The organism is Domibacillus indicus (assembly GCF_000970685.1).
Classification (GTDB): domain Bacteria; phylum Bacillota; class Bacilli; order Bacillales; family Domibacillaceae; genus Domibacillus; species Domibacillus indicus.
In genome coordinates, this window is record NZ_LAJB01000008.1 from 20,901 (window position 1) to 46,595 (window position 25,695).

25 protein-coding genes and 1 riboswitch are annotated in these 25,695 nt (G+C 44.1%); of the genes, 6 read left to right on the forward strand and 19 right to left on the reverse strand.

Features of this window, described 5'->3' with window-relative positions; genetic code table 11:
- Positions 1-13: 13 nt before the first annotated feature.
- Positions 14-784: an alpha/beta hydrolase gene (locus VP98_RS11500; RefSeq protein ID WP_046175537.1), complete on the reverse strand. Its 771-nt coding sequence runs from the start codon at positions 782-784 to the stop codon at positions 14-16.
- A 231-nt stretch (positions 785-1,015) separates the two neighbouring features.
- Here VP98_RS11500 and VP98_RS11505 point away from each other — a divergent pair, with 231 nt between their 5' ends.
- Positions 1,016-1,441: a DUF2243 domain-containing protein gene (locus VP98_RS11505; protein ID WP_046175604.1), complete on the forward strand. Its 426-nt coding sequence runs from the start codon at positions 1,016-1,018 to the stop codon at positions 1,439-1,441.
- Entirely contained in the window at positions 1,431-2,210 is a 780-nt protein-coding gene (locus VP98_RS11510; RefSeq protein ID WP_046175538.1) for a cytochrome c oxidase assembly protein, read from the forward strand. The genes VP98_RS11505 and VP98_RS11510 overlap by 11 nt, the downstream gene beginning before the upstream one ends.
- 57 nt (positions 2,211-2,267) lie before the next feature.
- Here the strand turns inward: VP98_RS11510 and copZ are convergent, their stop codons facing one another.
- Together copZ and VP98_RS11520 are read right to left on the reverse strand one after the other, a co-directional pair.
- On the reverse strand, positions 2,268-2,474 hold the full coding sequence (gene copZ, locus VP98_RS11515) for a copper chaperone CopZ (RefSeq protein ID WP_046175539.1): 207 nt from the start codon (positions 2,472-2,474) through the stop codon (positions 2,268-2,270).
- A 208-nt stretch (positions 2,475-2,682) separates the two neighbouring features.
- The gene (locus tag VP98_RS11520; RefSeq protein ID WP_046175540.1) at positions 2,683-3,576 is read right to left on the reverse strand and encodes a cation diffusion facilitator family transporter; all 894 of its coding nucleotides are present in this window, start codon (positions 3,574-3,576) and stop codon (positions 2,683-2,685) included.
- A gap of 234 nt (positions 3,577-3,810) precedes the next feature.
- On the opposite strand from VP98_RS11520, the gene VP98_RS18930 reads away from it, so the two are divergent.
- Together VP98_RS18930 and VP98_RS11525 are read left to right on the forward strand one after the other, a co-directional pair.
- On the forward strand, positions 3,811-3,951 hold the full coding sequence (locus tag VP98_RS18930; RefSeq protein WP_156151382.1) for a hypothetical protein: 141 nt from the start codon (positions 3,811-3,813) through the stop codon (positions 3,949-3,951).
- Positions 3,952-4,221: 270 nt separating this feature from the next.
- Positions 4,222-4,524, forward strand: coding sequence for a DUF3817 domain-containing protein (locus VP98_RS11525; protein WP_046175541.1), 303 nt, complete (start codon positions 4,222-4,224; stop codon positions 4,522-4,524).
- 129 nt (positions 4,525-4,653) lie between these two features.
- Here VP98_RS11525 and VP98_RS11530 read toward each other — a convergent pair whose 3' ends face one another.
- From VP98_RS11530 to VP98_RS11575, 10 genes are all read right to left on the reverse strand, one after another.
- Positions 4,654-5,409 carry an HAAS domain-containing protein gene (locus VP98_RS11530; protein ID WP_046175542.1) on the reverse strand — a complete coding sequence of 252 codons (756 nt, stop codon included), beginning with the start codon at positions 5,407-5,409 and terminating at the stop codon, positions 4,654-4,656.
- Between the two features lie 16 nt (positions 5,410-5,425).
- Positions 5,426-5,740, reverse strand: coding sequence for a PadR family transcriptional regulator (locus VP98_RS11535; RefSeq protein ID WP_046175543.1), 315 nt, complete (start codon positions 5,738-5,740; stop codon positions 5,426-5,428).
- A 151-nt stretch (positions 5,741-5,891) separates the two neighbouring features.
- Positions 5,892-6,845 (reverse strand): pectinesterase family protein, encoded by a 954-nt coding sequence (locus VP98_RS11540; protein ID WP_046175544.1) that lies wholly within the window; start codon positions 6,843-6,845, stop codon positions 5,892-5,894.
- A 12-nt stretch (positions 6,846-6,857) separates the two neighbouring features.
- Complete coding sequence (locus VP98_RS11545; protein WP_046175545.1) at positions 6,858-7,760, reverse strand: dienelactone hydrolase family protein; 903 nt, start codon at positions 7,758-7,760, stop codon at positions 6,858-6,860.
- Positions 7,753-9,096, reverse strand: a complete 1,344-nt coding sequence (locus VP98_RS11550) for a glycoside hydrolase family 28 protein (RefSeq protein ID WP_046175546.1) — start codon at positions 9,094-9,096, stop codon at positions 7,753-7,755. The genes VP98_RS11545 and VP98_RS11550 overlap by 8 nt, the downstream gene beginning before the upstream one ends.
- A 17-nt stretch (positions 9,097-9,113) precedes the next feature.
- The gene (locus VP98_RS11555; protein WP_046175547.1) at positions 9,114-10,232 is read right to left on the reverse strand and encodes a glycoside hydrolase family 88/105 protein; all 1,119 of its coding nucleotides are present in this window, start codon (positions 10,230-10,232) and stop codon (positions 9,114-9,116) included.
- Positions 10,229-11,809, reverse strand: coding sequence for a glycoside hydrolase family 43 protein (locus VP98_RS11560; RefSeq protein ID WP_231584169.1), 1,581 nt, complete (start codon positions 11,807-11,809; stop codon positions 10,229-10,231). Before VP98_RS11560 ends, VP98_RS11555 begins: the two co-directional genes overlap by 4 nt.
- Before the next feature lie 69 nt (positions 11,810-11,878).
- A complete protein-coding gene (locus VP98_RS11565; protein ID WP_046175549.1) occupies positions 11,879-13,390 on the reverse strand; it encodes an extracellular solute-binding protein in 1,512 nt (503 codons plus the stop codon).
- Between the two features lie 5 nt (positions 13,391-13,395).
- Positions 13,396-14,034: a YesL family protein gene (locus VP98_RS11570; protein ID WP_046175550.1), complete on the reverse strand. Its 639-nt coding sequence runs from the start codon at positions 14,032-14,034 to the stop codon at positions 13,396-13,398.
- A 43-nt stretch (positions 14,035-14,077) separates the two neighbouring features.
- Positions 14,078-14,989, reverse strand: coding sequence for an ABC transporter permease (locus VP98_RS11575; RefSeq protein ID WP_082087922.1), 912 nt, complete (start codon positions 14,987-14,989; stop codon positions 14,078-14,080).
- A 363-nt stretch (positions 14,990-15,352) separates the two neighbouring features.
- Here VP98_RS11575 and VP98_RS11580 point away from each other — a divergent pair, with 363 nt between their 5' ends.
- A complete protein-coding gene (locus VP98_RS11580) occupies positions 15,353-16,222 on the forward strand; it encodes a carbohydrate ABC transporter permease (protein WP_046175552.1) in 870 nt (289 codons plus the stop codon).
- Between the two features lie 390 nt (positions 16,223-16,612).
- Here VP98_RS11580 and VP98_RS11590 read toward each other — a convergent pair whose 3' ends face one another.
- Complete coding sequence (locus VP98_RS11590; protein ID WP_046175554.1) at positions 16,613-18,883, reverse strand: helix-turn-helix domain-containing protein; 2,271 nt, start codon at positions 18,881-18,883, stop codon at positions 16,613-16,615.
- Between the two features lie 304 nt (positions 18,884-19,187).
- Between VP98_RS11590 and VP98_RS11595 the strand changes: the two genes are divergently transcribed.
- Positions 19,188-19,709 (forward strand): type 1 glutamine amidotransferase domain-containing protein, encoded by a 522-nt coding sequence (locus VP98_RS11595; protein WP_046175555.1) that lies wholly within the window; start codon positions 19,188-19,190, stop codon positions 19,707-19,709.
- Positions 19,710-19,861: 152 nt separating this feature from the next.
- Here VP98_RS11595 and VP98_RS11600 read toward each other — a convergent pair whose 3' ends face one another.
- From VP98_RS11600 to VP98_RS11620, 5 genes are all read right to left on the reverse strand, one after another.
- A complete protein-coding gene (locus tag VP98_RS11600) occupies positions 19,862-20,860 on the reverse strand; it encodes a LacI family DNA-binding transcriptional regulator (protein WP_046175556.1) in 999 nt (332 codons plus the stop codon).
- An 18-nt stretch (positions 20,861-20,878) separates the two neighbouring features.
- On the reverse strand, positions 20,879-22,357 hold the full coding sequence (gene galT / locus VP98_RS11605; RefSeq protein ID WP_046175557.1) for a UDP-glucose--hexose-1-phosphate uridylyltransferase: 1,479 nt from the start codon (positions 22,355-22,357) through the stop codon (positions 20,879-20,881).
- Positions 22,354-23,355, reverse strand: coding sequence for a UDP-glucose 4-epimerase GalE (galE, locus tag VP98_RS11610; protein WP_046175558.1), 1,002 nt, complete (start codon positions 23,353-23,355; stop codon positions 22,354-22,356). The genes galT and galE overlap by 4 nt, the downstream gene beginning before the upstream one ends.
- Positions 23,352-24,533 carry a galactokinase gene (locus VP98_RS11615; protein ID WP_046175559.1) on the reverse strand — a complete coding sequence of 394 codons (1,182 nt, stop codon included), beginning with the start codon at positions 24,531-24,533 and terminating at the stop codon, positions 23,352-23,354. The genes galE and VP98_RS11615 overlap by 4 nt, the downstream gene beginning before the upstream one ends.
- A 153-nt stretch (positions 24,534-24,686) precedes the next feature.
- A complete protein-coding gene (locus VP98_RS11620; RefSeq protein WP_231584170.1) occupies positions 24,687-25,562 on the reverse strand; it encodes a histidine phosphatase family protein in 876 nt (291 codons plus the stop codon).
- 43 nt (positions 25,563-25,605) lie between these two features.
- Positions 25,606-25,694, reverse strand: a riboswitch (cyclic di-GMP riboswitch).
- Position 25,695 lies beyond the last annotated feature (1 nt).

Sequence of the window (25,695 nt, forward strand, 5' to 3'; positions counted from 1 at the left end):
CTCCTCCATTAAACTATTTTTTTAATGGCAGCCAGTTGAGCACATCTTGAATTTTTCGATCCCAATAGCCCCATTCGTGCTCTCCTGGTTCAAACTCAGCTGTTAATTCATAAGACGTTTTTTCACAAGCGCCTTTAAAGCGAATATTGCCTTCGTACAAAAAATCTTCTGTTCCGCAGCACTGATACAATTTCGGCCGTTGGCGGGTATTTGGCTGTTTTTCGATGAGTGTAAACAAATCATGATCAGTGCCGGCGATTTGATCGTCGCCAAACACAAGATCAAATACACCGCTGCGAATTGGGTTTTTCGCTGCAGAAACAATATCTGTCACACCGGATAAACTTGCCGCCGCGCTAAAGTGTTCAGGATACGAAAGCGCCCATTTCAATGCTCCGTAGCCGCCCATTGAAAGCCCTGCCACAAAATTGTCCTCCCATGCGTCAGACAATGGAAAAAAGGAACGGGCTAGTGCTGGCAGTTCTTCCGTTAAAAAAGTCCAATAGCGATTTCCATGCTTCATGTCTGTGTAAAAGCTATGGTGCACCTGCGGCATCACGACCGCCAGCCCAAGCGGCGCCACGTAGCGTTCAATCGATGTCCGCCGCGTCCAGATGGTGTCATCATCGCTCAGTCCATGAAGCAAATAAAGCGTTTGATGCTTAGCAGCAGCTTTTTTGTTTTGCATGCCAATTTGCGAAGATGTTTGCTGCGGAAGAATAACCGTCATAGATGTGCTCAAATGTAATACCTCAGAATAAAATTGACAATGAATAAGAGCCATTTCTTTCATCCTTTTTGGTTTTCAGAATATTTTCATTATACCATTCTCTCTTTCTCATCCGAAGAAATAAGATCATTTGCACCAAAAATAATATTTTCGCATATTGGAATGCCCACGCCATGTTGTGGGTACAACAGAAGTATAACTAATTACTAAACAGGAAAAGAGGTGTTTGCACTGGCTGATTTAAGAAAACAAGCCGTCAGCCAACGCCAGTGCCGTGCTCGCAACATGTGGTCAGGCTTTTTATTTGGCGTGGGATTTGCTGCTTTTTTTGACGAAGCTGTTTTTCACCAGCTGCTTCATTGGCACCATTTTTATGATAAATCCACTACGAGCGCGGGTCTTGTTTCTGACGGCTTTTTCCATGCATTCAGCTGGTTTGCAACGGTTGGCGGATTGTTTTTATTTGCGGACCTCCAGCGGCGGAACGCTCTCTGGCTGAAAAGGTGGCTCGGCGGCACCCTGCTGGGGATCGGTGTATTTCAGCTTTACGATGGAACAGTCCAGCACAAGGTAATGCAAATTCACCAGATTCGCTATGTCGAAAATATTTTAGTGTATGATCTTATCTGGAATATGAGCGCGGTTGTTCTTCTCCTAATTGGAGCCATTGTCTTGTATCGGACAGGAAAAGAGGCGTCATATGAGCAGTGAACATCTGCATCATTCAGCAGGAGACACAGCTTCATTTTTACTAGCAGCCCTTTTTTGCCTTGCCCTGATTTTTTATATCTGGGCTTCTCTTTATTCGAGCCGGTTTTATAAAAAGTGGCCTGTTTATCGGTCCGTTCTTTGGACAGGCGGAATCGTATGCGCTATAGGAGCGATTGCCGGCCCTCTGGCTGAAAAAGCGCATACCCATTTTACTGCTCATATGGCCGGCCACCTGCTTCTCGGCATGCTGGCTCCGCTTCTGCTTGTTTTGTCAGCACCAATGACGCTGCTTTTCCGGACGCTCCGCACCGGCAGTGCCCGCTTGCTTGTCGGGATATTGAAAAGCGGGCCTGTACGGTTTATAGGCGACCCGGCCACAGCTGCCGTTTTCAATATAGGCGGCCTCTGGCTTCTTTATACGACAGGCCTTTACGCAGCGATGCATCAAAATCTTTTTCTTTATCTTTTGATTCACCTGCATGTTTTTTTAGCCGGCTGCTTGTTTACAGCTTCCATTCTCTACATCGATCCAGTGCCGCACCGCAGAACTTTTCAGTACCGGGCTGCTGTACTCGTTTTTGCACTTGCCGGCCACGGTATTTTATCCAAGTACCTGTACGCGCACCCGCCCCGCCATGTGTCCGCTTCACAGGCAGAAACAGGCAGCATGCTTATGTATTACGGCGGAGATGCCATTGACCTTGTGCTCATCACCATTTTTTGTTTTCAGTGGTACAAGGCTGCACGCCCCCGTTCTGTCCCGGTTTAACTAAGCCTTCGAGGACTTTGAGATAAAAAAGAAACGTGCTGCTTTCAGCACGTTTTTTTAAACAACATCATAGCCCTGATCGTCGATCGTTTCTTTAATCTGGTCAAGCGTTACTTTTGCGCCATCATATTGGACATCCACTTGATTGTCCTGTAAATGAACAGTTACTGATTGAACGCCGTCCAGTTTACCGACGCTTCCTTCAATTGCTTTTACGCAATGCTCGCATGACATTCCCTGTACATTTAATTTCGTTTGTTCCATTTTAAACGCATCCCTTCCGATTTTTTTGTTCTTATGAAATCGTCACAAACCACTCATTCAGACTGTTCTCACATACCCCTCCCCTATCATTATACTACCATACCCCCCTAATGTATTAAAACGTTATGCCTGCTTTTTTATTTTTTCCATAAACGGTCTGCTAAAAACATGGGCAGACACAGAACCGTTCTCTGTTTGTTCATATCTTTTAATTACATGTTTCGCACTCTGCGGCTCCTTCTTTTTCAATTTGAATGGTTACATGATGCAGTTCGAATTCATCATGCAGCAGTTTTTTCGCTTTGGCAAGAACACTCTGGTTATCTTCTCCTTCTTTCACAACTAAGTGGCAGCTGATGGCAGGAAAATCAGATGTAATAGACCAGATATGCAGATCATGAACATTTTGAATTTCTGCTACTGAAAGAAGTTTTTCTTTTACCTTTTCAGCGTCAATGTTAGAAGGCACTCCCTCCATCAGTATGTGAATAGAATCTTTTGTTACCCGATATCCGCTGATCATAATTAATAGAGCTACAAGGATGCTTGCGATTGTATCTGCTGCTCCCCAGCCAAAAAACAAAATCAGCAATGCGGCCAAAATAGCACCTACTGATCCAAGCAGATCACCTAAAACATGAAGAAAGGCGCTTCTCACATTCAGGTTTTCGTCCTTGTCCCCTTTCATTAAAATAAAAGCCGCCGCAATATTTACAATTAAACCGATAGTTGAAATAATGAGCATTCCCGTACTGGCAACTTCCGGGGGGTTGATAAGCCGCTGGTATGCTTCGAAAAAGATATACGCTGAAATAGCAATTAAGGTAATTCCATTAATAAATGCCGCTAAAATTTCAAAGCGCTTATAGCCGTATGTTTTTTTACTGGACGCTGCTCTTTGTCCAAATGTTATCGCCGCATAGCTGAGGCCAAGCGCTGCAGCATCACTCAGCATATGCCCTGCATCAGACAGCAGTGCCAGGCTGTTTGTTAAAATACCGCCAATCACTTCCACAATCATAAAACCACTGACCAAGAAAAAAGCCCATTTCAACGCTGACTTATTACTGCTTCCATGATGATGATCATGCGAATGTCCCATTTCATTCACTCCTTTTTCTTTATTTATATTCAAACAATGATTTGTTTGTGTGATTGACATTATTTCACTTTCATCATACACTAAAAATACACATTCAAACAACCATTTGAATGATATATCATAATGACTGTAAAACCGCTTGCTTTAATAAAAATGTCGTCAGCCTCGTTCAGCCGAAAATCGAAGAGGTTAATGGAGTTGAGCTTTCATTTAAGGCATTAAGAGGCAGCTTTAATGGCGGATGATCTGAAAAAGCTGCCCACGATCACTCTCAGCCGGAAAACCCTCCAGATCATTCAGCAAAATATAGCTTTTGCTTTTGTCCGACAGCTTTTTGCTTTTCTGCTCGTTATTCCGAGGTTGCTGACGCCTTAGCTGGCGGCAGTATTCGCTGATGCATGCTCCATCTTCATCGTAGTATTGAATTCAATGCGTCTAATAAAAACAAAAATAAATGAATGAAAAGAGCCGGGTAATTGGCTGGAACGTCCGAATAGTTCTTCTTTCGGTTTGCCGTCCGCCTTATCCGGCTATTCATTCCAGGCCAAACACTGACAATCTGGTGAACAGCGGCGAAAAAGGATGAAATTTATTTGTGTATCCGCTATCTTTAAAGAAATGATATTTCCAGCACTGGAGGAACCTATGTTAAAAACAACTGTGGGCAAGCTGCGGTTTGCCGGTTATTTTGAAGGAATTTCTTTGCTTGTTCTTTTATTTATCGCAATGCCGCTGAAATACTGGTTTGGCATACCAGAGGCCGTCCGCATTGTTGGCTCTATTCACGGAGCTCTGTTTATTACCTATTGTGTGATCATTGCCTATGTAACATTGAAAACACGCTGGAATCTGATCTGGCCGATTCTTTCTGTTGTAGTGGCATTTATTCCATTTGGCAATTTTCTTTTGGACAAAAAGCTGCATCAGCTCGAACAAGTGCATGGATAACGAAAAACCCGCCTGAATTTTCATTCAGGCGGGTTTGTTTCTTTGTGCAGCCATATAGCCGTTCCTTACAATTTTCCAAATAATAAAGAAAGCTCGTTTTAAGAAAAGACAAGTACGAAAAATTGAGCTTTAGTTTTCTGATTGTTTTTTTGCTTTCATTAAAAGCGGCCAGATCATAATCGCCAGACAAGCAATTATTGTTACAGCAGCACTCCCATATAAAATCGTTTCCTCTGTCAGCTCCATGCGTGCCATTACTAAAGACGGGCCAAATAAAATGAGCGGGATGACTATTGTAAACCAGGTTTTGCTCCAGACCGCCAGTCCAATAAAAGCAATGGCGCACAAGGCGGCAATGATATTGTTCGCAAGCGGCCCTGCCGTATAAATGGGCGGCGCCAGAACATTTCCCCCGAGCATAATTGCCACAAAGAGAGCCGTCAAAACAAAATAGGAGATCATGGCATATACGAACATTTTCTGGTCAGAATATTGCTTTTTGCCGGCATTTTGAAGAAAGACAATGTAAATGGCCAGTCCGACCAGAACCACAACCGGAAAACCGGTCAGCTGAACAATGTTCACAGAGAAGCCGCCACGGACAGCCGGGCCCATAATAAAATATGCCAGCACTCCAATAAAAAACACCGGCAGGCTTTTTAACAATCCTTTGTAGTCTGTTTCAAGCTCATCCTTAATCGATTCCATGTAAGCCTCCGGCGATCCGCCTGTTATTTCATGAATATCTTTCCCTCTTTTTTCCGCTTCGGCTAAATGATCACTCAGTTCTGCTGTAATATCCTCTACTTCCTTATCCTTTTTCCCTGAAGTGATTAAATAAAGACGCAGGTTATGAATAAACTGCTCACTTTTTTCGGACAGCACACCAATCCCTCCCTGATTAAAATAACCGGTTCATAGCCGATGAAAGCTCCAGCCATTTTTCTTTAAACTCCGCCAGCTCTTTTATCCCTTTTTCCGTAAGTGTATAGTACTTCCGTTTTGGTCCGCTTGGAGACTTTTTCATAACCGTCTCCACCAGCCCTTCCTTTTGCATTCGGATAAGAACCGGGTAGATGCTTCCTTCACTTACCATATGAAAGCCGTATTCTTCAAGGCGTTCAATCATTTCATAGCCATACGTTTCACCTTTTTCGATAACCGCGAGCAGACAGCCTTCTAATATACCTTTTAACATTTGACTGGACGATGCCATAATTCCACCACATTTCCAACAGCTATCTTGTATAACACAATAGCATTGATAAAATTCTTTCGTCAACTAACTTGCATAACAAAATAGCCCAGCTGGCCAGTTCAAACAAAAAAACAGTTCTTTTCCCCGCATGGAAAAGAACTGTTCTTCTTTATTTTACTGTTTCACTTTTTTGAAACCGGCGAATATAGCCGGCCGCCTGTTCAGCGGATAAGCGATGCGCCCATTGAACCCGGCTTTCCATCCTTCCGCCTGGCCCGCTGCTGTTATATTCAGCATAAAACGTTGTTTTCTCCGCCCGTTTTTTATCCCAATTGTGCCACCCTTCTTTTTTAATATGCGGTCCCATCCAGCAGTTAATAAAGACCGTTCTGGCATAGTCACGCCAGGGTCTTCCTAAATAAACGGTTTCAGGAGCCGCGCTGCCTGTTAAGCGGCAGTTGAGAAAAACGTATCCAAACGGCTGGCCTTCAGGAGTGGACGCAGCTGTAATATAGCCGTTTACTTCTTCCCGCCGGTCCAGGCTGAAAATTTCACAGGAATCAAAAACAGCAGTGGACGAGCCGAAAATAAAGTCAATATCCCCTTCAAGATAGCAGTCGTAAAAATAGCTATGCCCTGCCTTCCGCTCTTTCCCTTCCATCGGTCCGCCAAAGGTTGTTCCTTCAATTGGTTTCGGGGGAAGAGGACCGGTAAAAAGGGTATCCTGGTGCCCTAAAAACCGGCAATGGTGAAATTCCATTTGATCACCGTCTACATAAGCAGCAACTGCCTGTCCTACAACACTGCCGCAGCCGGCGCTGTTTTCAAACGTTATATTTTTGGCAGTAAAGTGATCAGCTCCGATAAATACGCTATAAGAAGCAAAAGTCCTCATTTCTTCGCCGTTCGGCCCCTTTTTTTTCGCATAATCATCATACGTAATCGTCACTTTTTCCGGCGAGATTCCCATTAATGAGACAAATGGCTTTGTAATCACCAGCTTTTCTTTATATACTCCATCCTTAATATAAATGGTTACCCATTCTGTGTTGCTGTCAGGAACGCTGTCGATTGCCTCTTGAATAGATGTGAAGGCACCGCTTCCGTCTTTCGCCACGATCATTTCATCCGCCTCCTACAAATACTTTTGAAGAAATGAACAAACCTCGCTCCGCATGCCTGCTGTTTCGATATGGCCGCAGGAGTAATGGCTCATTTTCCAATGCCCGGGCACTCCCGCTTCTTCATACATTTTTGACAGCCCTGCATCAATAAGGCCGAGCCCTTCATACGGCGTCAGCCGGTCCTGATCGCCAACAAGGCTCAAATGAGGACGGGGAACAATGAGCGATTGAATATCCGTTGTTTGAAACGCTTTTAAAAGGCCCGGTACATACGAATAAAAACCGTGATGATCCAGGCCCCGCTGGCGGATTAATGCCTGTGCTTCCACCTGTGCAGCAATATCGATGCAAACGCGAATCCGCTCATCCAGCGCGGACAGCCACCATGCCATTAAGCCGCCCATAGACATGCCGATTGTGGCAATTCTCTTTTCATCAACATCTTCTCTTGCCGTTAAGTAATCGATACCGCGCATGCTGTCATAAATCATCATGCCCCACATGACCTGGCCATTCCAGAGCATTTCTTTAAAAAGCTCGCTTTCCGTTTTGCCTCTGCGCTCTCCAAATCCCCACATGTCCATGCATAAAACGCTGCAGCCCAGCCGGGTCAGCTCCTCGGCATAAGAGAGCTGCTGCAGGTACGGGCTGCTGGTAAGCAGCTCCGTTTTTCCTCTCTCATACTGCCCCCCATGGGAATGGTTAAATAAAACAGCCGGCCGTTTTAAATCTGTATTTTTAGGACGGACAAAGTAAGCGGGAATTTTTTCTGTTCCATTCAGCTCCATCAGCAAAACTTCAAGAATATAAGTCTCTTTTTCTTCTTCCTTTAATTTTTGCACAGTTAATCCAGTGCTTTCAGGCAGGTCACCGAGCAAAGCCAGCAGCTGCCGGCGCTTTTTTTCCTTACTCATTTTTTTCGACAACCATTGGACCGTTGGATTTCGGCTGTTTTACCCTGCATTCATGAAATTCAACGCCCTGTCCGTTTTCCACATAAAAAGCCGGGCCTTCATGATTGCTTATCGTCACCCTGTTAAATTGCACATCTCTTACATTGCCACAGTAAAAGCCGCGCTGCTTCATCGGCTCAAGCTGAGACATCATTGCCGGCATGCCCGGCTCCGCATCTTCTGCCATGGCAACCGCAATATCGTTAAAGGTAATATCTTCTACGTACATTTCCGGAAGCCCGTATAGAAATCCGGCCGCCGCACTTACTTCCCGCGCCGTAATATTGGAAAAATGAATCCGCCTGAAGGACGGGGTTTCTTCTGTCACCGGATACGGAGCCTTGTCCCATACATACTTTTCTTTTCCGCGCGGTCCACAGAAATAATAAGCATTAATGATGAACGGACAAATCACATTTTTCATAATGATATTATTCACACGGATATCTTCCACAGCTCCGCCGCGTCCGCGCCGTGATTTAAGCCTGATTCCCCGGTCTGTCCCTTCAAATACACAGTTACTTACTGTCACGTTGCGAATGTCTCCACTCATCTCGCTTCCTAATACTACTCCGCCGTGCCCGTGGATCATCGTACAGTTTGTAATAGTGATGTTCTCACATGGAACGCGTTCCGGAGAATCCTCAGTTCCCGACTTAACCGCAATGCAATCATCCCCTACATCAATATGACAGTCTGAAATGCGTACATTTCGGCAGGATTCGGGATCAATGCCGTCTGTATTCGGAGAGTTACTCGGATTTAAAATGGAAATATTGTGAACCGTTACATCCTCGCAGCGGATTGGATTCACTGTCCAGCTCGGCGAATCAACCATTTTCACGCCGGAAATCAAGACACGCCGGCACCGGTCAAAGCTGACCAGCTTCGGACGCGGATACTTGTTTTCTTTTTTTGAAAAAAGCTCCCACCAGAATGCGCCGTTTCCATTTAGCGTTCCTTCTCCTTTTACGGATACATTTTCAAGGTCCTCGCCATAAATACAGGAGGCATATACCTCCCGGTTGACCCCTTCCCACCGGGAGTGTACCACCGGATAATCATCCGGACTGGTGCTGAACAGGAGAACTGCCCCCGCCTCTAAATAAAGCGTAACGTTGCTTTTCAATATAATCGCCCCTGTCAGAAAGCGGCCGGCCGGCACATACACTGTGCCGCCTCCTGCTTGCGCGCACGCTTCGACAGCCCGGGCAATTGCCTCCGTATTTAATGTCTGGCCGTCTCCTTTTGCTCCAAAGCTTTGTATATTAAATGCATGAGCTGCTGTTGCTTCCATCCATACTGCTCCTTTCTTTATTGGTTTTCCATTTCCGCCGCTGCCAAAATAAACGCACCGACTCCTTTTAAATCGTTGGTAATAATCGGTTCACTAATGTAATATTCAAACGTTCCATCCCGCTGATCGGGCCCGCCCAGTCCGGCTACCTGACAGTTTTTATTTAAATTCACAAACCCTTCCGCTGTTACTGTTATAAATTCAGAGAGGATGCCTTCATATGCTTTGTTTGCCGTTTCGATCCATCGTTTATCCAAATAACCAAGGCGGACACCTTTTGCGATAGCGTACACAATCATGCATGAGCAGGATGCTTCTAAATAATTTCCTTTCCGCCTTGCCTGATCTAAAACCTGGTACCAGACCCCGCTCTCTTGATCCTGCACTTTTTTAAGCGCTTCCAGTGTATCCATTAAAATACTGATTAGTTTTTCCCGATCCTGCTGATGCTCAGGCAGAATAGCCAGCGTATCAACAAGGCCCATGACGAACCAGCCCATCGAACGCCCCCAAAAGTTTTTAGACAGGCCGGTTTCGGGATCACACCATGGCTGTTCTTTTTTCTCATCAAAAGCATGGTACAGCAAGCCTGTTTTTTCATCCTTCGTGTTTTTCACACAAAGAACAAACTGCTTTGTAATATCATCAAACTCGGCTTCTTCTCCAAATTCTTTTACGTACTCCGCATAAAAAGGTGCACCCATATACAAGCCGTCCAGCCAAATCTGGTACGGGTATACTTTTTTATGCCAAAAAACCTGCTCGGAAGTGCGGGGATGCTGTTCAAGCTGCCCGCGAAGCAAATCGGCCGCTTTTTTATATTTTTCTTCTTTCGTTTCTTTATAGAGTGTAAGCAGCACTTTTCCATTGTTGATATGGTCAATATTAAATGCTGCCGTCTCATAATGGCGGATGCTTCCATCTTCACTTACAAAGGCATCCATGTTGCGCTTCATATACTCCAAATATTTCAGATCTCCTGTTTTTTTCCAGACTAGCTCGATTCCTTTTAACACTACTCCGTAATCATATGACCACTTGTCATTTTGAACACCCTTTGAAAGCAGCGGTCGGCGGGCGATCGTTGAATCTGTCATTTTTTTAGACCAGTCTGCGGTTTGAATGGCTGTTGTCATTTTGTTTTCAGCTCCTTATATGAAAAATAATCAAAATCGGCAGGAAGGCCGGTTCCCTTCAGATCTTGAACGCATATTCCGGCAAAGTTTCCGGTAAATCCGTTTCCTTCATCTGACAAGTGGGCGATGCTGACAGCCGTAAATACTTCCGTCCATGTACCGCCGTTATCCGCATAATAAAACTGGGCCTGATCATATTGAATAACAGCTTTTACTTTTACCGTTTCGCCCGAAAGCGGTATACAAATATCAAGCTTTTCAAATTCTCCTTTTACACATTTCATGATACCAAGGCATTCCCCCTTCTTTTCATCAAAAGAAATGAAGACGTATACATAATTATCGGTATTGTAATACAAAACAAGACCCGCCATCTGCAGGAAGGATTCCGGTTTGAAATCAATGGCTGTTTCCACCTCGCAGCAAACGTGCTGCTGCCGCCTGGCGATTAAGTGCTGCCGGTAAAGTGAGTGAAGGGACTCTCCTCCTTTAATTCTTGCATGCCCTTTTCTTTCGGATAAAGAGCACCATGATTCATCGGCTGCCATTCGAAGCGTGTTCCAGGCAGGGTGCAGCTGTTTTTCATCAAAATCGTCATAGCGGTTTTCGTCCAGCTCAAACGGATGCGGGGGAAGCTTCGGTGCCTGAACCTCCATTTGGGCTTCTCTTCCGCCCGATTCGAGGCGCAGCCAGCCATCATCCGTCCACTTTACCCGTTGCAGCGCGGTTTCCCGTCCCAGGATCGAATATTTTCCATGAACCGGCCGGCTGCATAAGTGTGCTATAAACCATTCGCCTGTTTGTGTTTCCACCAGACTGGCGTGCCCGGCTTTTTGCAAAGGAAGCGACTCGTCATGAGCTGATGTCATCATCGGATTTTCAGGATCTACTTTATACGGACCGGTAATGTTCTTTGCCCGGGCGACTGTTACCGCATGCGTGCTGCCGGTGCCTCCTTCTGCCGTGACCAGGTAATAATAGCCTCCATGCTTGTATAGATGCGGCGCTTCTGTTTTTCTTAAGTCTGTTCCTTCAAAAATATGAAAAACCGGGCCCTTCAGTTTTTCTTCTTCTGAATATTCCTGCATAACAATACCGGCCGATTTGTTTCGCCCTTCCATTCGATAATCCCAGTGAACATTGAGAAACCATTTTCGCCCATCGTCATCGTGAAATAATGAAGGATCAAAGCTGCCGCTGTTTAAAAAAACAGGCTCTGACCAGGGTCCGGTGATTTTCTCTGCTGTCCGCAAATAATTATGGGCGTCTTTAAATGGGTACTTGCTTCTCTTTACGTCCGTGTAAACCAGATAAAAAAGGCCATCATGGAAGCTTAACGCCGGTGCCCAGACTCCTGCCGAATCAGGGTTTCCTTCGAATTCAACATGGTCGGTAAGAATATTAGTTATATGCCGCCAGTGAACTAAATCCCGGGAATGGTAAACAGGTATTCCCGGAAACCATTCAAAGGTTGACGTAATAATATAGAAGTCTTCCTCAACGCGGACAATACATGGGTCAGGGTTAAACCCTTTTAAAATGGGATTTTGAATTGTTACGAGCGTCTTCGTTTCCACTCCGTTTTTCCCTCCAGACATTTAAGTTGTGGAAAAAGAAAGAGGGGATTTTCCTTCCCCTCCATCTGGTCATTTTGCCGCTTTATATGCTTCTGCATATTCTTTCGCGATCTGGTCACCGCCTGATTCACGCCATTTTTTTACGGCATCTTTAAAGCCGGCATCGTCTAAATCACCCATAATATATTTAATAGTCGCATCCGTAATAATTTTCTCAAGCTCTGTTCCGCGTTCATTTGCGGTAGCCGAATCAAGCGGTACAGTCGGATCAATGACCGCGAATTGATCGTTTTCAACGACCAGTTCGTTCGCCAGCTGTTTATCAGGATCAGCGTCTATAAGCTCATGTGTGACTTCGCTTGGCCGCGAGCTGGAAAAAGGCTGGACTTCATTTTTCCATGAGTCCGTATCGAGGATCTTTAACGCTCCATTCTCATCCATTTCATAATGCGTGCCTTCAACTCCGCCTGTCATTAATAAATAAGCCTCTTTATCAATTAAATCATCGACAAATTGCAGCAGCCGCTTCAATTCCGCTTCGGATTCTACTTCAGATTTCGGAAATGCCAGCAGCCCGCCTACACCCGTGTTTTCTGACCATACATGGTACTCTCCATCCGGCCCGGCAATTTTATTAACCGGAACCAGCTTCATGCCCTCCTGAAGGCCCTGGGATAAGTTTTTCAAATTTAAAATGTCGATCATGCCTGTGTAAATGCCTGTTTTTCCTTGAGCAAAATTTTGCTGCTGATCTGTTTTGGCGGTTACGGCAAAATCCTGTGCTAAATACCCGTTTTTATAAAGATCCCTGGAATATTTCATGGCATTCGTATACTCTTCTGTTTCAAATTCCGGCGTGAAAGTGCCATCCTCTTCAACCTTCCAGTTATTCGGCGCTCCATGATAAGAGGCAATCAGCTTAAAGCTGCTGTATTTCAAATCGCTTCTGTCGCCGAAGCCGACGGTATCATTTTTCCCGTTTCCGTCCGGGTCTTCTTCAGTAAAAGCTCTGGCCACTTCATACAGCTCATCTAAATTTGTCGGCTCTTTCAAGCCTACATTATCGAGCCAGTCTTTACGGATAACCAGTCCCGAACGGGCAAGCGGTTTTTGAAACGGCACTCCATACAGAGTTCCTTCAATAGAGGCCGCATTGCGGACCTCTTCAGGAATCTGTTTTAAATTTTCATAATCATCCAGGTATTTTCCAACGTCCCAGAACATTCCTGACTTTAGTGACTGCCGTACTGAGGAATTGGTCATCATTGTTAAGGACACAATGTCAGAAAGTTCGCCGGAAGCGAGCGCCGCTGTTATTCTTTCTTCTTTGGATGCATCCGGCACCCAGTTAAAGTTTATCTCGGCATTTGTATGCTCTTCCAGCTTATCCAGTACATCTCCGCTTGGCGGCGAAGGAGTGTGAAGCATTGCAGTCCAATTTACCTCAAGCTTTGAATCCGGGTCGTAATCAGCCGACTGGGCAGAATCCGATGATCCGTCATTTGAGCAGGCAGCCATGAGCATAGCAGAAGCAAGCAGGGCTTTAAGTGACAAAACTTTTGTTACGTTGTTTTTTTTCATGTTATTTATCCCCTTTGTTTGTCGATTGCCAGGCGGCTTTCGTTATTTGACTGTTCTTTTTCCGCTTTTTGAAACACCTGATGAACCATCCACATGGTTATATAAATAATGGGACTCAGGCCAAAGACGAAGAAAAAGCCAGGATTGATCATAAGCAGCACTGCCGCAGCGCTTAACGCAACAAGCAGCACAAGCGTGTATTGAAAATAAGCGATTCCAAGAAAAACAGCATACTTGATTTTCTTTAACAACGTTTTCATTTCATAGTGTACAACAATACAGGGCACATAAAAGATCGAAACCAGATAAAGAATTCCCACTGTGATTACAACTGCTCTAATGGCAAAAGACTGGACATACAACAAATCAATATATAAAATCCAGCCGGCAAGTCCGTAGAAGAACAAGAGCAGGTTTCCTTCTTTGAAATGAAGCTTGTACAGCTCTTTGAAGGTTTGAAAAATGGGAATGTCTTCATTGCCGCGAATCCACTGGCGAACAACACCGAACATGGCGATTGCAGCCGGACCCGCCCCGAAAATAACCAGGCCCATCAGCGTAAAAGCCAGCCATAAAAGGTGCACGTATACAAGCTTCAGTATAAGAGAACAAAAGCTGTTCGCCTTTTCTGCCATTCTTCCCATTCAGATCACCTCTTTTGAATGCGCTGTCATTTTTAAACGAAAATTAATAGAGCCCGTCTTCTCCAAACTTTTTCGCCAGCTTGTTTGCTCCGATGACAAGAACAAGCCCGACTACCCCTTTAAATAATCCAACTGCTGTACTGTAGCTCAGCTGTCCATTTTTCAGGCCTGCTGTATATACGTACGTATCAAAAATTTCTGCTACTTCCCGGTTTAACGAATTTAATAGAAGATACACATGCTCAAATCCTAAATCCAATGTCTGGCCGATTTTTAAAATCAGCAGGATGATGATAACCGGCCGGATGGCTGGCAGCGTAACATGCCAGATCTGGCGCAGCCTGTTTGCCCCGTCTATTTTCGCAGCTTCATATAACTGGGGATCCACTGCTGTAACAGCCGCCAGATAAATAATCGTTGACCAGCCCATTTCCTTCCATATTACCTGTATAATATATAATGACCGTGTCCAGTCAGGACTTGTCAGAAAGTCGATTTTCTCGCCGCCTATACGGGCAATCAATTCATTGATGATTCCGCCGTCTACAGTCAAAAACACATAAAAGATAGAGACGATAATAACCCAGGACATAAAATGGGGAATGTAAATAATGGTTTGAACAGTACCTTTGAATGCTTTCAGCCGCACTTCATTTAACATTAGTGCAACGATAATCGGAATAGGAAAAAAGATAAACAGGTTTAAAGCAAAAAAGATGAGTGTATTTTTTAATAACATAAAGAAGGTAGGCTCCGTAAAAAGCCGTTCAAAATGCTTAAAACCGACCCATTCACTTCCTGCCATGCCGAGAAAAGGCTGATAATCCTGAAAGGCGATCACAACTCCGGCCATCGGCACGTATTTAAAAATAAGAAAGTATAAGAGACCCGGCAAAATCATAAGGTAGAGATATTTGTTCCTTACCAGGCTTGCTGCGTTTTTTCTCCTTGCCATTTGCTTGATTTCTTTTTTGGATACGGCTGTTGATACTTGATCCACTGCTACATTGGTTTCTCTCACAATGCGAACCCCTCCTCCTGGTTTCGTTTGGTTTACACATTCAGATTAAAGGCAGCATGCTTATAACGTCTATACTCATCTGCCCGGTCTCCTTGAAAACCGCATTTTGAAAGCGTTTTCTAAGGTTATCCTACTAAGATGATCATTCTCATAAAAAATGATTACCCCAAGAAAAACCCAGCTTTTATTTTACATTTTACAGGCATGGACAAATGATTATAGACGCACCAGGCAGCTTATTGTTACATTAAACGAAGACAAGCATCATTTACTATTTTGACTTAAGGGAGGTTCTTTATGAAAGACTATTCATTGGGAAATCGTTTATTTAACGTCGTTAACTACACACTGCTCACTTTAATCTCGCTTGCCTGCCTTCTTCCATTTTTAAATGTTATCGCCAGTTCGTTTGCCACAACAGATGAAGTAATGGAAAAATCATTTATTTTATTTCCTACTACTTTTTCACTTGATGCTTACACCTTTATTTTTTCAACACCAACCATTTTTAAAAGCCTTGCTGTTTCGATTGGCGTAACGGGTATTGGCACACTGGTCAGTATGATCCTTACGGCAACAATGGCCTACGGGTTATCCCGAACTTATTTATATGGCCGGCGTACTCTTAACTTCCTTGTTGTCTTTACAATGCTTTTCAGCGGCGGTATGATTCCTACTTATTTAGTAGTAAAAAACCTCGGGCTGATTAACTCCTACTGGGCTCTTATTCTCCCTGTAGCTATCAGCGCCTTCAACCTTATTATAATGAGAAACTTCTTCCAGGCCATCCCGGACAGCTTAGAGGAATCAGCTAAAATTGATGGCTGCAATGACATTATGATTTTCTTAAAAATTATTCTGCCGCTTTCCATGCCGTCCATTGCGACTATCTCGCTGTTTTACGCTGTGGCTTACTGGAACGAATACATGAATGCCATTTTATATTTAAACGATTCCACCAAATGGCCGATCCAAATTTTGCTTCGCCAAATTGTAATCGTTTCCAGCGGTATGCAGGCGGACACAACTGCCGTTGATATTGTTCCTCCCGCACAAACTGTAAAGATGGCTGTTATTGCCGTGGCCACTCTGCCAATGCTGATTATTTATCCATTCCTTCAGAAGTACTTCGTAAAAGGAGCGCTTGTCGGCTCTGTCAAAGCATAAGCAGCCTGTGCCAATAAGAACAACAAGTATAAGCCGGATTCAGGAAGAATCCGGCTTATCAAAGTGTTGAAAAAGAGAGTCGTCAAGAAGATATTTCGTTTTTTAGCTAAAATTATTTTTCTTTTATGGGCTGGAAATAGGCTATTTTCTTTTAAAAGCAGTGTCAGGGGCTGCGGTCTGCCGGCTGAATTTCCTCCACGACTGCCCCGTGAAAAGCGGAATGCCGCCACTTCTATGCCCGGGCAAAGCACGGCGGTTATCCATCGTGCTAGAGATCCGAACGTTTATAAATGTGTTGGACTTAACCTGGGAAAGGTATAAAGAGCCGCTTATTTCAACAGCATGGTAAGCCGGGTTCAGGAAGAGCCCGGCTTATGCTTTTACAAGCTGTTATTCGTTTTCTATGGACAGGCTGCCAAAGCGGTTTTGTTCGCGATACTTTCCTGGTGTCGTTCCTTCCATTTTGCGAAAGAACCGGATAAAATTTTGCGAATTATTGTATTGTAGACGCTCGGCAATTTCTTTTACGGACATATTTGTGTCTTTCAGCCATGTTTTCGCTACAGTATACCGGTAATTGGACAAGTAGTCACTGAAAGACTGGCCAAACTCCTTTTTAAAAATTTCACTTAAATAATTCGGATTGTAATGAAGCCGGGAAGCGATTGTATCAAGGGTTAATTTTGTATCAAATTCCTGCTGGATCACATGAATAATTTTTTCAGAGACTGATTTATATTGAGAGCTTTCTCTTTCTTCCATAAGCTTAATCATCGGGTACACAATTTCCTCTTTAATAAATGCCTCTATTTCCTCTGCCGTTTCCATTTCAAAAGCAGCTTTATACAATGTTTTTTGATCTTTTACCATTAACGAATCCATTCCTAAAAGCTGCATAAGCTCAATCACATCATTAATAAACCGCATGATGTGTATTTCCAGCTCATACGCGCCCCGGTTTTGCGCAAACAAATCGGACAGCAAAGAATCAAGCTCTCTCCTGGCTGTTTCACTGTCACCCGCTTTAATAGAGTCAAAAAGCCGGTTTTCTAGCAATTTCGGAAAATAGCTTGTTTTTACTTCTGGCGATTCAAACACTTTTTCGTAAAAAACAATTGCTTCTTTGCCCGCCTTCAGCCGGTATTTCAGTGAACTGAATCCTTGCTCGAGCGCCTGATTGCTTTCACTTAATTGATAAAAAGGCCTGCTGATTCCTACACTGATTGATACATTAAACAATTCTTTAACCGTTCTTTGAATGGTTTCAGCATACGCCTGAATAGCAATAGGTCTTTGCTTTTCCTCTTCCTCACAGCCAATAAAAACGGCTGCCTGGGTTTTAGAGTCAATTGCTGCCACAGCAAGCCGCTCATTTTCTTTAATGACTTCTGAGACAATCTGGCTTATTCCGAATAACAGTACATCTTTTTCTTTACTCGTGTATTTTTGTGAATCCAGCTGGTCAATTTGAAGAACAAGTACATATAAATGCGTCCACTGAAGAGGATAGCCGAATTTCTCCAGCTCTTCCCGGATCTCATCTTCCGTTTTTCTTCCGTGAAGCAAATTAATTGTAAATAATGTTTTTAACTGTTCTAATTGACTTGTAACCATATTTTCTAATGATTGGTTTTGGTCCAGAACATTGCGAATCGATGTACCAATCAATTCAAATTCATCTTTATACTGGCCGCTTTTGGTTCTGGGAATCAGCGTTTGAAGCTCTTGAATCGGTCTTGAGAAATAGTTCGAGCTTAAATAGGCGATAATAACCGTTAATGCAAGCATAAGGATGCTCATCATAACTGTCCCAATAACAGTAGGCTTCATCGCCGCAGAAAATTCTGTATCGTCAATTTTTGAAACGTATATCCAGCTGTTGTACATTGATTTGGAGTACACAAGCTTAGACGAATCTTCCTTCGCATCCGTGTTTATGATGCCGATTTGCTGATGATCCTCCTCCATTAACGCGGCAATGTCCTCCGCCTTTATTGCTTTAGTATCTGCTGCACCGCTCTGGTATACCAGCTGGCCATTCTGATTATAAATAAAAATCGGGCTGGATTCCTCTTCCTTATAAACCAGGTTTGTTACGGACTCTAACGGGATATGAATAATTAGTGCTCCCGATTTTTTAGATTTATGCAAAGGCACTTTTTTTACGAGCTGAATTTCATTCGGGTGGCTTTCTTTTTTCAGCCAGGCTGATGCATGAGGCAGTTCCATATAATCTTTATAGAGCTGACTTTCCTGTGAATCTGTTAACTGCTTTAATCCATATTGATTAATGCTCCAGTTCCCGTCAAAGCTGACCAGTTCGGCAGTCGTCTGGTTGGGGCCAAATGTTGAGATATAATTTAACCGCTGATCGATGGTCTGATAAATATCAAAATGACTGGCAGCCAGTGGCTGCTGGATAATGCGTTCAAAAGACGGATCGTACACATAGGAATTAAACGTATAGTCAACAGCCTGGAGTTTTTGCTCGATTGTATTCATCGTTTGAACGACGTTTTCCTGCTTTTCGAGCGTTATCTTTTCTTCCAGTGAATCCTTCGTAAAAAAGTAAGCAAATCCGTTAAATAAAATCATAGCGAGGACGCCGGTGACAACAAAAGGCAAAAAGATCCGATAAAAATATTTTGGTTTATTCTTCATTTATCTGCCAGCCCCCTTTCTTTTAAAGCGCTTACAAAGATTATCCATTATATTACTCAAAGAAGTCAATATGATTTCAGAAGCATTAATGAGAAAAGAAATAAAACCGACAAATAAAAAGCAGACCGCAGTTCATGATCCTGCTTTTGAAAAAAGACCGCGCATTTCCGGCTGATTTGTTCATTCATCATTATTGCCCGGGCAATAAGAAATATTTACACAACGACCTTACTTAATAATACTGATGTATTATTTTTGAATTCTCTTTTCCTCTGTTACACTGAAAAGCGAGGGAGGGATATAAATGCGTTTAGCAGGAAAGAAAGTGATCGCGCTTGTTGAAGAGGAATTTGAAGATTTAGAGCTCTGGTATCCAATTTTGCGCCTGCAGGAGGAAGGAGCGGACGTACACCTTGTCGGCAAGGAAGCCGGCAAAAAGTATACAGGCAAGTACGGAGTGCCGGCAACCGCAGACTATTCGTTTGAAGAAATAAATGCAGACCAATACGATGCCATTCTGGTACCGGGCGGATGGGCGCCGGACAAGCTGCGCCGTTACCCCGAAGTACTTCATTTTGTCCGTGCTATGAATGATTCAAAAAAACCGATCGGCCAAATTTGTCATGCCGGCTGGGTGCTTATTTCAGCAAACATTCTGCACGGGAAGAATGTGACCAGCACACCCGGAATTAAAGATGATATGACGAATGCCGGTGCAGCCTGGCATGATGAGCCGGTCGTAGTAGATGGCCATATTGTATCAAGCCGGCGCCCGCCAGACCTTCCTCCGTATGTGAAAGCCTTTGCGGACAAGCTGGCGGAATAAAAAAGAGACCGCTGTCCAAATAGGAAGCAGTCTTCTTGAAGAGCGATAATTTTTATTTTGGGGCGGTTTCTTATGCTTTAAAGGCGGGGTATACTTTTACCGCCCCAGGCATCATAATTACCGCCCTAAATTTTAGTACACCGGCTTCCATTCTAACCTTTTTTTGTCGTTCCCCGGACAATTAGCTCTGAAGGCAGGACGACCTTTTTCGGAATCCGGTCTTCTTTCAGCTGCTCAGCCAGCAGGCCCGCAGCTGTTTCTCCCATAAATTCTGTATGAATTTTCATTGTTGTCAGCGGAGGATACACGTATTTTGAAACGCTGATATCATTGACACTAATAAGACTGACACGGCCAGGCACCGCAATCCCGGCTTCATTTAATGCCCGCAGCGCACCGATCGCCAGTGTATCACTGGCTGAAAAAAAGGCTTCAGGCAGCTCTGTGCCGCGCTGCTCGATGCACGACTTCATCATCGCATATCCTTCATCGGCGCTGTACGTGCCAACCAGCATATCTTCTTCATGAAACGCCTTTTTATCGATCATATACCGTTTATACGTTTGCTCGCGTTTATCTGCCACAAGGCCTGATTTATCCTGGAACTGCTCGCGTCCGCCAATATAGCCGATGCGGCGGGCTCCCGTTTCCCATAAATAATCAAGTGCTTTTTCCGTTACTTTAGAAAAATTCGTTAGGACGCTGTCAAACGCTTCATTTTCAGGCGAAAAATCAACGAAAACAATCCGCTTTGACCACTCACTCAGCTTTTCCACTTGCGCTTCGCTGTACTTTCCTACGGCAATGATGCCTTTTATTGAGCTTTTTTCGTTGCTGTTCAATTCACTATACAGCATTTTTTGAACGGTAAGCCCATGTTCCTGACAGCCGCTTTCAATGCCGAGCCGAATGGACCGGTAGTACAAATCATTTAATTCTTCTTCCTCTGTATACCAGTGCACAAGCGCTACAGTATCCTGAACACTTTTTTTGGCCGGACGCTTTCTTTTATAGTCCAGCTGTTCAGCCGCTTCAAAAATTTTTTGCTTTGTGTCTGCACTGACAGATAAACGCGGATCATAATTCAATACACGGGACACCGTGGCAATCGAAACACCCGCCTGCTCCGCAATATCTTTTATCGTCGCCATCCTTTTCATTCCAATCGGTTAAAGTTGCTTTAAAAAACGGGCGAATCCCGCTCTTCCTTCTACTGTCTGCTTGAAGACGCCACAATCCTCCAGGCCTCTTAAAAATTTCGCCGCCACTGCCTGGCGGACAAATTCATCTGCATTTTCCTGCCCGTCATATGCCTTACGCAGTTCTTCTGCCCATTTGAGATGCTCTTCTTTTACTTTTCCAGATCCATCCGCTACGAAGGCCGCGACTTCGCTTAACTCTTCTTTTAAACGTGACGGCAGCACGGCCAGCCCCATTACTTCAATTAATCCGATATTTTCACGCTTAATATGGTGAATATCGGCATGCGGATGAAATAAGCCGAGAGGGTGTTCCTCTGTTGTCCGGTTATTGCGCAGGACCAGATCCAATTCATAAACAGAGCCGCGCTTTCGGGCAATCGGTGTAATGGTATTATGGCGGGTGCTTCCTGTGAAAGAATAAATATCGCAGGCTTTGTCATCAAACGTTTTCCAGGAGTTTAATATATAATCGGCCGCCGCGGCCAATTCATTCCGGTCTTCACTTTTCAGCCGGATAACGGACATTGGCCAGTACAGGGTAACGCCCTCCACTGCCGGGAAGCGTTCCATTGAAAACGACAGGTCCTCTCTTGCTTTCGCCATCGCAAATTCATATCGGCCTCCCTGGTAATGGTCATGGGTTAAAATAGACCCCCCCACGATCGGCAAATCAGCATTGGAGCCAGCGAAATAATGCGGAAACTGGGAAACAAAATCAAGAAGCCGTTCAAACCCTTCCCGGTCAATTTTCATATCACGGTGTTCACCCGATAATAAAATACAATGTTCATTGTAATATAAATATGGAGAATACTGCAGGAACCATTCCTCACCGCCAAGCTCGACCGGAATAATCCGGTGATTGGCGCGGGCAGGATGATTCGCATGCCCTTCATATCCTTCATTCTCTACACAAAGCAGGCATTTTGGGTAATTTGTCTCCGGCTCCGGGCGCAGCTTTGCCCGGGCAATTTCAGCCGGATCTTTTTCCGGCTTCGATAAATTAATAGTAATATCAATTTCTCCATAATCGGTTGATGCTTTATAAGAAATATTTTTAGCAATCCGCTTTGTTTGAATATAATTGGAATTTCGGCTCATATTATAAAAGAAATCGGTTGCCTGCTGCGGGGAAGACTGATAGTTTTCCCAGAATTCGCGGGCAATTTCGGACGGCTTTGATATAAAAACATTCATAAGATCAGCGGCAAACATTTCTTTATCCTCTAAAAATGGCTGAACAATTCCTTTTCCAACTGCATATTCGGTAATTTTTTCTGCCAGATCTGGAATTGATATCTCTGTTTTTTCTCCGTCGGGCTGTTCAAAATTGTTCTCTTCCAGCAGGGCAAGCAGCCGGTTCCTTGTATACACATGGTCCCTTTTTTCAATCAGCCCCGCTGTTTGAGCTTTGCTGATAAGTTCTTCAATATAAGCAAAGATCATGAGCGGTCTGCTCCCTTATAGCCGTGAGGATGATGCTGATGCCAGTTCCACGCGTCGCGGATAATGGTCACAATGTCGGTCCGTGACGGAGACCACTCCAATGTTTTCCGCGCTTTTTCAGAAGAAGCGATTAATACTGCCGGATCACCCGCGCGTTTTTCACCAATTACAGCTGGAATTTTGTGCCCTGTAACTGTGCGGGCTGTTTCGACAATTTCTTTGACTGAAAAGCCCTGGTTAGACCCCAGGTTAAAAATGTCGCTTTCGCCGCCTTCTTTTAAATAGTCCAGCGCCAGAATATGGGCATCAACCAGGTCTTCTACATGGATGTAATCACGAATGCATGTTCCATCCTCTGTCGGGTAATCCTCTCCAAAGATCGTAATATGCTCCCGCTGTCCGTTAGCCACCTGCAGAACCAGCGGAATTAAATGGGTTTCAGGCTCGTGATCTTCTCCAATCACTCCCGATGCACTTGCGCCGGCTACATTAAAGTAACGGAGGGAAACGAATTTTGTTCCATGCGCTGCATCACACCATTTCATCATCCGTTCCATCGCCAGCTTTGTTTCGCCGTACGCACTTGTTGGAGCAGTTGGCGCTTCTTCAGTAATGGGCATTTTCTTTTGCTCGCCGTATGTGGCAGCGGAAGATGAAAAGACGATATTCTTTACTCCGTGCTTAATCATCGTTTCAAGGAGGATCTGTGTGCCAAATACATTGTTGTCGTAATATTTCAGTGGATTTTCCATTGATTCGCCGACAAGAGAATTGGCAGCAAAGTGAACAACCTGGTCAATTTGCTCATGTTCGAATACTTCATTTAAAAAGTCCCGGTCACGAATATCCCCTTTGTAAAATTGAACTCCTTCTGGTACTGATTCCTCATGCCCTGTTTCTAAATTATCAATCACCACAATATCACGATTTTGTGCCAGAAGCGCCCGGACTGCATGAGATCCAATATATCCTGCTCCACCTACAACTGCAATACTCATACCGTTTCCTCCTCCGTTAATTCGCGCGCACCGCCGCCGATATTGGCCATATAAAACGCCGCTTCGATGCCGCATTCTTCTTTATACCGTTTTCCTACTTCCTGAATAAATGAATCTATGTTTTCATTTTTCACAATGGCAATGGCACAGCCTCCAAATCCAGCGCCGGTCATACGCGCCCCGATAACACCCGGCTGCTCCCACGCCGTTTGAACAAGCGTGTCCAGCTCTTTTCCGGTTACTTCATAATCACGTTCAAGTGAGCGGTGCGATTCATTCATCAAGCGCCCGACAGCTTCCAGGTTTCCTTCCTTCAGCTTGTTTAACGCTTCAATCGTCCGGGCATTCTCATAAACAGCGTGCCTGGCCCGCTTTTCTAAAACAGCATCCCCAATTGCCGGGCGGTGCTGGTCAAATTGTTCAACTGTCAGCTCACCTAATGATGTAACATGTATTTGTTTCTGCAGCCTTTTTACTGCTTCCTCACACTCGCTTCGCCGTTCATTGTACTTAGATGAAGCAAGCTCACGGCGTTTGTTCGTATTCATTATAACAATGCTTGCATCCGGGAGCTCGATTGGCGCATATTGATATTCAAGTGTTTCACAGTTAAGCCAAATCGCCGCTCCTTCTTTTCCCATCCCAATGGCAAACTGATCCATAATGCCGCTGTTTACACCAATGTAATTGTTCTCAACCTTCTGTCCGATTTTCACCATTTCAACACGGTCAATCGATAAATTGAATAATCCTTCAAGCATCACCCCGGTTGCCAGCTCAATAGAAGCCGAAGAAGAAAGGCCGGCACCATTTGGAATATTGCCGTAAAAAAGAATGTCATATCCTTTACTAATTGGATAGCCTGCTTCAATCATCAGTTTCGTCATGCCTTTCGGATAGTTCGTCCAGCTGTCTTCTTCTTTGTAATGAAGTGCCTGAAGTGAGCTTTCTATAATGCCTTTTTCCGCAAAATTGACCGAGTAAAAACGAAGCTGATCATCCTCGCGCTTTGCTGCCAGAGCATACGTACCAAATGTAATAGCAAGTGGAAAAACGTGTCCGCCATTGTAATCGGTATGCTCTCCGATTAAATTAATTCGACCTGGCGCAAAAAAGATCCTCTCTGCCTGCTTCCCAAAGACTTCTTTAAATTTTAATTTTAATGATTTTAAATTCATGAAAGCGCCCCCTTTTTTACTTCAATTTAACTTATATTTTACTAAAAGTAAATATTTTTTTAGTAAAAATTATTCCTTCAGCCATAAAATTTTCAAAAAAAAAATAAGACCGTCGATTTTATCGACAGTCTTATAAAAGTTGGATTTTCCATTTTATGGTTTCATTGTCATCCAGCTGCCGACATGGTGAACAGCCGTGCCGCCGAACGCTGAAGAATTTGCGTAAAATGCCTGTACTGCAGCCAATTCATTTTTCATTGCCGCTTCGCCTTCTTCAAAAAAAGAAATATTATCTCCTTCGCCGGTTTCTCCTGTCTCAACCCCAACTACAAGCAGCTTTCCATGCTTTTGAGCCATAGCGATTTCATTTTTGACAAATTCAATAATAAGAGGCGCGCTGTCGCGATAAGCCATAATCGTTACGCTGTTTGTATTGGCAATTACCCATTCCGCTAAATTTCCTTTTCCATACGTATTTTTATAGGCTATTTCATCAAACCAGAATGGCATGTCGGCTTCAAGCGGAATTTTCAAAGAAGCTGCGCTGCTTTTTGCTTTCAGCAATAGAGCCTGGTAGGATTTAATTGCTGCTGCTTGATTTGATGTCCAGCCGCTGTATAAGTAAGGCTCTACATCCAAATGAATGCCGGCAAATTTCTGGCTGGCCGCTGAACCGTTTTGATAGCTGCTGAGCCACTGTATAAGCTGGTCCTGGCTCGTGTATCCCTTTGGAGCCACCCAGCCCGGCGCTCCATCAAGCGCATAAATTTTCATTCCTCTGGCAGCGGCTTTTTCAATAAAGCTGCGGTATACATTCACAGAAACATCACGGTCAATTTGTACATACACTTTATTTACCTGCTTGCTTTCCAAAAAAGCCAGTGTTCCTGCTTCATCATTGACAATCATCCATGGGTTCCAGAGCCAGGTCGCCTGGCCGTTTGGCGCAGAAGCCTCTGCGTTAAGCCGGGGACCCGAGGAAGCGAGCAGCACAAAAAACAAAGCTGAAACGATTATTTTTTTCAACACAAAAAGCCCTCCATTCTGTCAGCCGGGACTCACAGAATGAGAGCCTGGCAACCTGACGACCATATGCTTATTAAGCATTTAGGCTCACGGCTTTGCGTCCTTTCCTTTCGGAGAAGTTTGCCTTTTACAGATT

Bases quoted from the DNA above. Each gene is read 5' to 3' on its own strand.
- VP98_RS11520 (WP_046175540.1), bottom strand. From the start codon at position 3,576: ATGGGACATTCGCATGATCATCATCATGGAAGCAGTAATAAGTCAGCG.
- VP98_RS11615 (WP_046175559.1), bottom strand. From the start codon at position 24,533: ATGAATTTAAAATCATTAAAATTAAAATTTAAAGAAGTCTTTGGGAAG.
- VP98_RS11545 (WP_046175545.1), bottom strand. From the start codon at position 7,760: ATGAGTAAGGAAAAAAAGCGCCGGCAGCTGCTGGCTTTGCTCGGTGAC.
- VP98_RS11595 (WP_046175555.1), top strand. From the start codon at position 19,188: ATGCGTTTAGCAGGAAAGAAAGTGATCGCGCTTGTTGAAGAGGAATTT.
- VP98_RS11505 (WP_046175604.1), top strand. From the start codon at position 1,016: ATGTGGTCAGGCTTTTTATTTGGCGTGGGATTTGCTGCTTTTTTTGAC.
- VP98_RS11590 (WP_046175554.1), bottom strand. From the start codon at position 18,883: ATGAAGAATAAACCAAAATATTTTTATCGGATCTTTTTGCCTTTTGTT.
- VP98_RS11600 (WP_046175556.1), bottom strand. From the start codon at position 20,860: ATGGCGACGATAAAAGATATTGCGGAGCAGGCGGGTGTTTCGATTGCC.
- VP98_RS11580 (WP_046175552.1), top strand. From the start codon at position 15,353: ATGAAAGACTATTCATTGGGAAATCGTTTATTTAACGTCGTTAACTAC.
- galE (WP_046175558.1), bottom strand. From the start codon at position 23,355: ATGAGTATTGCAGTTGTAGGTGGAGCAGGATATATTGGATCTCATGCA.
- VP98_RS11540 (WP_046175544.1), bottom strand. From the start codon at position 6,845: ATGATCGTGGCGAAAGACGGAAGCGGTGCCTTCACATCTATTCAAGAG.
- VP98_RS11555 (WP_046175547.1), bottom strand. From the start codon at position 10,232: ATGACAACAGCCATTCAAACCGCAGACTGGTCTAAAAAAATGACAGAT.
- VP98_RS11525 (WP_046175541.1), top strand. From the start codon at position 4,222: ATGTTAAAAACAACTGTGGGCAAGCTGCGGTTTGCCGGTTATTTTGAA.
- VP98_RS11565 (WP_046175549.1), bottom strand. From the start codon at position 13,390: ATGAAAAAAAACAACGTAACAAAAGTTTTGTCACTTAAAGCCCTGCTT.
- galT (WP_046175557.1), bottom strand. From the start codon at position 22,357: ATGATCTTTGCTTATATTGAAGAACTTATCAGCAAAGCTCAAACAGCG.
- VP98_RS11535 (WP_046175543.1), bottom strand. From the start codon at position 5,740: ATGGCATCGTCCAGTCAAATGTTAAAAGGTATATTAGAAGGCTGTCTG.
- VP98_RS11550 (WP_046175546.1), bottom strand. From the start codon at position 9,096: ATGGAAGCAACAGCAGCTCATGCATTTAATATACAAAGCTTTGGAGCA.
- VP98_RS11510 (WP_046175538.1), top strand. From the start codon at position 1,431: ATGAGCAGTGAACATCTGCATCATTCAGCAGGAGACACAGCTTCATTT.
- copZ (WP_046175539.1), bottom strand. From the start codon at position 2,474: ATGGAACAAACGAAATTAAATGTACAGGGAATGTCATGCGAGCATTGC.
- VP98_RS11500 (WP_046175537.1), bottom strand. From the start codon at position 784: ATGGCTCTTATTCATTGTCAATTTTATTCTGAGGTATTACATTTGAGC.
- VP98_RS11570 (WP_046175550.1), bottom strand. From the start codon at position 14,034: ATGGGAAGAATGGCAGAAAAGGCGAACAGCTTTTGTTCTCTTATACTG.
- VP98_RS18930 (WP_156151382.1), top strand. From the start codon at position 3,811: ATGGCGGATGATCTGAAAAAGCTGCCCACGATCACTCTCAGCCGGAAA.
- VP98_RS11575 (WP_082087922.1), bottom strand. From the start codon at position 14,989: ATGGCAAGGAGAAAAAACGCAGCAAGCCTGGTAAGGAACAAATATCTC.